5 protein-coding genes are annotated in these 6,802 nt (G+C 26.8%); 3 read left to right on the forward strand and 2 right to left on the reverse strand.

Annotated elements, in window-relative coordinates:
- The first annotated feature begins 211 nt into the window (after window positions 1–211).
- The 3 genes from MBCUR_RS00255 to hmgA all read left to right on the forward strand — a co-directional run bounded on the left by MBCUR_RS00255 (window position 212) and on the right by hmgA (window position 3,255).
- Window positions 212–943 carry a hypothetical protein gene (locus tag MBCUR_RS00255; RefSeq protein WP_067088743.1) on the forward strand — a complete coding sequence of 244 codons (732 nt, stop codon included), beginning with the start codon at window positions 212–214 and terminating at the stop codon, window positions 941–943.
- Between the two features lie 170 nt (window positions 944–1,113).
- A complete protein-coding gene (gene sucD / locus MBCUR_RS00260; RefSeq protein WP_067088745.1) occupies window positions 1,114–1,974 on the forward strand; it encodes a succinate--CoA ligase subunit alpha in 861 nt (286 codons plus the stop codon).
- 78 nt (window positions 1,975–2,052) lie between these two features.
- Window positions 2,053–3,255 (forward strand): hydroxymethylglutaryl-CoA reductase (NADPH), encoded by a 1,203-nt coding sequence (gene hmgA, locus MBCUR_RS00265; protein ID WP_067088747.1) that lies wholly within the window; start codon window positions 2,053–2,055, stop codon window positions 3,253–3,255.
- 662 nt (window positions 3,256–3,917) lie between these two features.
- Here hmgA and MBCUR_RS00270 read toward each other — a convergent pair.
- Both MBCUR_RS00270 and tgtA read right to left on the reverse strand, forming a co-directional pair.
- Window positions 3,918–4,268, reverse strand: coding sequence for a nascent polypeptide-associated complex protein (locus MBCUR_RS00270; RefSeq protein WP_067088749.1), 351 nt, complete (start codon window positions 4,266–4,268; stop codon window positions 3,918–3,920).
- Between the two features lie 219 nt (window positions 4,269–4,487).
- On the reverse strand, window positions 4,488–6,473 hold the full coding sequence (tgtA, locus tag MBCUR_RS00275) for a tRNA guanosine(15) transglycosylase TgtA (RefSeq protein ID WP_067088752.1): 1,986 nt from the start codon (window positions 6,471–6,473) through the stop codon (window positions 4,488–4,490).
- Window positions 6,474–6,802 lie beyond the last annotated feature (329 nt).

Raw genomic sequence — 6,802 nt, forward strand, 5'->3', positions numbered from 1 at the left:
ATATAGATTTAAATCATATTTTTATATATTGATTTTATGTATCTGTAATAAATTTATAATCTAATTTAATAAATTCATTTATATTTTAGTTTAATATAATTTAATTCAGTTTAATTTAATATAATTCAATTTAATATAATTTAATTCAGTTTAATTCAATATAATAAGTTAACATGATTTAATTAATAATATTACTTTTTAAGGTGTTAATATGAAAACAATAGCTATTGGTGCTGACATATCTTCAAATGATGTATCCACATCTAAATCTTTAATAAAAAATGTTGAAAATGATTTATATAAATTAAAAGAACTTGGAGCAATAGCTTCAGGTTTAACCAATGTCACTGGTGACGATATTGTTGTTTCTGCATTTGTAAAAGATGAAGATCTTAAAAAAATTAATGCTGGAATTGTTGAAATTTTGACTGATAATGCTGAAAATTTAGGGGATTTAGAAGGAATTGCTTCAAATCCTAAAGATGCTGGTGAAGGGATATCATATGCTGAAGCTAAAATTCGTCAAAATAGATATCCTGATGCAATAATTCTTGGTTTTGACACATATGGTGGAGAGGATTTTGTTGGAGATGTTGCAAATTCCACTATTAAAGCAGCTATAGGAATGGATGGCTTAACTGATACTTCAAGTTTATTAGAAAATAAAAGTAAAAAAATCCCTGGTGTAGGTTATGTTTCAAGTGAAACAGATGATCCTGTTGTAATTGCCACAGTTGAAGATATGGACTCTGTTGGAGTGATATCTAGTGCTATGATTGGTGCTGCTTTAGGAAATAAAAATGTTTATTTGGTTAAAAAAGGAACCCCAGCTTATGTGATTCCAGGAAGTGTAATACTTTCAGCTACAGCTTTTATGAATGGAAATATAATTGATTTGGCCATTCCTTTTGAAGAGAGAACTAGAATTTTAGGAGGATATTAATTTTCAATTCAATTTAACTTGATTTAACTTGATTTAACTTAATTTAGCTTAATTTATTTTAATATTTATTTTAATATTTTTTTTTATTTCAATTAATAAATTTTTAATAGATTTAATTAATGTTGTTGTTTAGAATATGTGTAGAATATACAAGATGATGGGTTAATAATATGATTTTATTAGACAAAAATACAAAAGCAATGGTTCAAGGCATAACTGGTAAACAAGGTTCATTTCATACAGAACAAATGTTAAATTATAATACCAATATTTTAGCTGGTGTTACTCCTGGTAAAGGCGGACAAGAAATATTTGGAGTTCCTGTTTTTGACACCATTGAAGAAGCATCAGATAGTACAGAAATTAATACTTCTATAATTTTTGTTCCTGCTCCTTTTGCTAAAGACGCTGCATTTGAATCTATTAACTATTTAGATTTTGTTATTATAATTACTGAACATATTCCTGTCCATGATTCAATGGAAATCATGGCATATGCAAAAGACCAAGGAGTCACAGTTATTGGTCCAAATACTCCAGGAATTATATCTCCAGGAATGGGTAAATTAGGAATTATGCCTACTCATATTTTTGAGGAAGGGAATGTTGGATTAATTTCTCGCAGTGGAACCTTAACCTATGAAGTAGCAAGTCAATTAACAAGAAGAGGGATTGGACAAAGTACTTGTGTTGGAATTGGGGGAGATCCTATAGTTGGAAGTGATTACTCTAAAATTTTACAGCTATTTGAAGATGATGATGAAACTGATGTTGTTGTTATGATTGGTGAAATTGGAGGGAGTGCAGAAGAAAAAGCAGCTCAATATATTGCTAAAAACATTTCAAAACCTGTTGTTTCTTATATTGCAGGTATAACTGCACCACCAGGTAAAAGAATGGGGCATGCTGGTGCTATTATTGAAGGAAATGCAGGAACCGCTGAAAGCAAAATGAATGCATTAGAAAAAGCAGGAGTCAATATTGCTCATAAACCTTCTGAAATTGCAGATTTTATTAAAGACATAATTTAATACCTTATTCTTATTCATTACTTATTATTATTCTTATTATTATTACTATTCTTATTATTATTGTTTTGAGGTTATTTAATGGTAAAAAAAGAGCTAGTTACTAAATTAATCAATAAAGAACTTAAATTATATCAAATAGATGAACTTGTATCTGCTAAAGATGCAACGGATATTAGAAGAAAATTTATTGAGGAACTTACAGAGTCTAATTTAGAAACTATTGGTGATTTTTCTATTGATATGGAAATAGCTTCAAAAAAGAACATTGAAAACTCAATTGGAACAATACAAATCCCAATTGGAGTTGCTGGTCCTTTAAAAATCAATGGTAATTATGCTAAAGGAGAATTTTTTGTTCCTCTTGCAACTAGTGAGGGTGCACTTGTGGCGTCAATTAATAGGGGAGCATCAGTTATTACTTCATCTGGTGGAGTAAATGCAGAAATAATTTCAGATAAAATGACTCGTGCACCTGTTTTAAAGGTTGAATCTGCTAAAAAAGCCATTGAGGTTAAACAATGGCTTGAAGATAATTTTTCTAAATTAAAAGAGATAGCAGAGTCTACCACTAGTCATGGAAAGTTAATTAAAATTGATCCAGTTTTAATTGTTGGTAATTTGATTTATCCTCGCTTTGTTTACTCTACTGGAGATAGTATGGGTATGAATATGGTTACAATAGCTACAGATAAAGTTTTAGACAAATTATCCCAAAAATTAAATGTTCATATTGTGGCTCTAAGTGGAAATGTTTGTGTTGATAAAAAACCAGCCCATTTAAATTTTGTTGAAGGTAGAGGAAAGTCTGTTGTGGCAGATATTTTAATTAAAAAAGAAATTATTGAAAAAAAATTGAAAACTACAGCAAAAGCTATTGAGGAAGTTAATACATATAAAAATCTTATTGGTTCTGCTGTTGCTGGAAGTATGGGATTTAATGCTCAATATGCAAATATGATTGGAGCCATTTTTTTAGCTACAGGTCAGGATGAAGCGCATATTGTTGAAGGATCTTTAGGGATTACTACTGCACAAGAAATTAATGGTGACCTTTACTTTTCAGTTAACATGCCGGATTTACCAATAGCTACTGTTGGTGGAGGAACATCTCTTGAAACTGCCAAAGAATCATTGAGTATTTTGTCAATTAAAGGCAGTGGTGATGTAAGTAAATTTGCAGAAATCGTAATAGCTACAGTTTTAGCTGGTGAACTTTCTCTCTTAGCTGCTCTATCAGCAGGACATTTGGCAAGAGCACATAAAGAATTAGGTCGTGCTTAAATACCTTAGAATATTATTTTGATTTTATATTGGTATTTAATTTAAATTAATATTATTTTAAATTATTTTGATTTTGCATTAATATGATTCTAGATTAATATGCTTTTAAATAAATATAATTTTAATTTAAGATGCTTTGCAATGATTATTTTTTGTAAAAACAGATATTTAACTAATATGCTAAAGCATATGAATTATCAATAGATATCTTTATAAAAAATATATATTTAAAAATAATTATAATTTGTAAAAAACTTTTATTTAAATTAGTTTTCTTTATTTTTGAGAAAACTTATTTGATCAAACTTTTTTTAAAAGTTTGTTTTAAATGTTCTTCCAATTAGCAAATAAGACATATTAATTAGTTAAATTTAAATTAAAATATTTTAAAAAATAATAAAAATTAAATATCTAAAAATAATTATTTTTAGTAAATAGCTATTAATATTAATTAAAACAGAATTTTATTAAATATTTATATTTATTTTCATAATAAAATTCATTATAACTTTATAAATTTAATTTTAACTTAACTAATCAAATTTAAAAAATTAGATTTTCAATTGCTACACAGCCTAAAATAGAAATAAAAAAATTAAAAATAATTATAATTATATGCTAATTAATTTTAATAATCTAATTAAACAATTTAAAAAAAAAAATTAGTCAGACAACTTTAAAATAGCTTCTGCTAAGTCACCGTTAGTTTCTTTAAGAACATTTTCAGCTTCTTCAAGAGAAACATTAGCTTGACTAGCTATTAATTCAATATCTTCAGCAAGAATATCTATTTCCACATTAATTCCTTTTTCAACAGCTGTTCCTGTAATTTGGTAAGTTTCTTGACCCATTACATTCATTACATTAACATCTGCATCAGGAATAACTAATTCTTTGTCTTCAAAGCGAATAATTACTTCTTTAACTCCTTGAAGGTCTTCCATTTTCATGCCCATTTTTTTCATTTGTCTTTCCATTTGCTTTAATTGCTTTGGATTCATACCTGGTATCATAAGCTCACCAATTATTTATTTTAAGAGTAATATTTTTAAAAGTTAGATAAATATTTTTAAAAATTACATAATATATTTATGCTAACAACTTTCATTTAAATATACAAAAAAGTAAAAAAAATAATATATTATACTAAAATCTAATTAATTAAATTGCATAGTAAATTAAAAAATTGTTTTTAGTATTAATATATATTGTATTAAACTTAAAGTTTTCGTTTATATCTCTTCTTTAAAACCTTTTCTTGTTTTGATTGCTTGACCTACTTTAAAGTCCATCATTTCACTGTAGCATAAAAGGGCTTTTCCATAGGCTAAAAGTTGATCATTTTCATTTACAATTAAAACTTCGTCGTTTGAACGAATATTTTCATCACAATCAACAATAAACTTGGAAAAGACACTTTTTCCTTCCCTTGCAAATGGTTCTGAATCAGAATTAACAATTACTCTTAAACATGGAGATTTAAAACTAGTATGTAATCTTTTTGCACCTTCTTTAGATAAAATAAAAAAGGAATCTGAAGCTCTCATATTAGCAATCAATTCACCATCACAGTAAATATGCCTAATTTTTCCTGTTTTTTTACTTTTTTCTATTTTTATTTTACCATTAAAAAGAGCTTCACCTGCACCAAATCCAAACTGATAATCTGCAATAGCTATTATCTTATTAACATCATTTTTTTCATATTTAATTAAATTTGAGTCGGGATAAATCCTGTAAAGATTTAAATTGTATTCTTTTGCCAATTTATTGTGAATTAAAATCTGTTTATACTGCGGAATAAACTCAGATAAAATTTTCTCAATTTCATTAACAGCAGCCAAATCTTTAGTTTTTGGATATTCATTTTGAGACAATGGATAAATTTCATCTAAATCTAAAGGAATTAAGCAAAATGGAATATCAACTACCATAAAATCAGTATTTTTTAAATTAATCTTATTTTCTTCCCCATAGATGTAAAAATCCCCTAGATTATTTGGAACATTTTTTGAATAGGGTTTTTTAAATGATGGCAGTAAAACCAAATTTTTCTTCTTTTTAAAAGTTCTTAGTTTATTTAAGTGTCTTTTAATTTCTGGGCGATTAATAGATTCAGAACCTGTGTAAAAAAATGCAGATTTTTTACTTCTGGGATCATATAATTCTATCTCATCATTGTAATGGCTAAATCGTCGATAGGCATTTAAAAGGTTAGGATGAACTCTACAACGTTCTTCAACAAGTTCTAAAAAACTTCCTTCATAAATAGCTTGCCTTATTAATTTTATTTCAGCCAAACTTACATATAAGTTGTGTTTAGCTATTAATTGCGATCTTTCTGATTTTTCCATTGATTTTAAATCATCAATAGTATAATTTGAACATATTTCACAAGAACATGGCATTTCCAATAAATTTTCAAGTTTATATGTTCCTCGAGGAGATAAGAATCTATCATCCTCAGCATAAAGAACATAAGCTGCTGAATCAAACAAATCACATCCCATTGCAACAGCCAATGCAAACAACATTGGATGACCTGCTCCCATTAAATGTCTTGGCTTTGAATCAGGTAAGTGAGAAACAGAACTCATTACAATGTCAACAATTTGATCATAATGATACATCTCCATTAAAGGAACCACAGCACCAATAGGATACAAATCACTGCCCAAATAAGCCAGTTCACTTGCACAGTAGGACCTTAAATCAGGAAAAGTAGATCCTTGAACAACAGAGTTAAGAAGTAATTCAAAACCATTATCATCTCTAAATTTTTTGGCTTCTTTTGCTCTTTCAAGAGTTATTTTTAAATCTTCTTCTGCTTTTTCTTTAGATACATATGGAGCAGTGGGAATATCTAATGATGTCCCAATGTCAGACTTAATTAACTCTTGAAATTCAATTACTTCTTTATTTCCTATTTCAACATCACCATAGACAGAAAGTTGAAATGAACCTGAATCAGTCATTACAGGACCAGGAAAGTTAATTAAATTGTGTACTCCTTCTTCAATGGCTTTTTTCTTAATATCTTCATCTTTGTATATTAAATATGCATTTGTTATAACTATCTCTGCGCCTAATTCCTTAACATCGATTGTTTGTTTTCTAGGGTGAATTACAGGCATTAAAGCAGGAGTTGTAATAGTACCATGTTTTGTTTCTAATTTTCCTACTCTACCCATTCCATCTTTAAATTTAATTTGAAACATTGTAAAAACTCCAAAATATAAAAAAAATATAAAAAAATATAAAAAATTTAAAAAATATAAAAAAATATAGAAAAATATAGAAAAATATAAGAAAATTTAAGAGTTTAAAAAGAAAAAATCTTAAAAAATCTAATTATATAAACAAAATAATCTATAAAAAAAATTATTATTTAAATAAATAAAAACCATTATAAACCTATTACATCAAATAATTTTAAATAAAAAAAGAATAAAAAAATCATTATCTCTAAAAAGACAATATTTTAATTTATTCTATAATTTTAAAAAAAAATTATTATTATCCATTATTTTTTTAAATACTATTATAT

The organism is Methanobrevibacter curvatus, from assembly GCF_001639295.1.
GTDB lineage: Archaea > Methanobacteriota > Methanobacteria > Methanobacteriales > Methanobacteriaceae > Methanoflexus > Methanoflexus curvatus.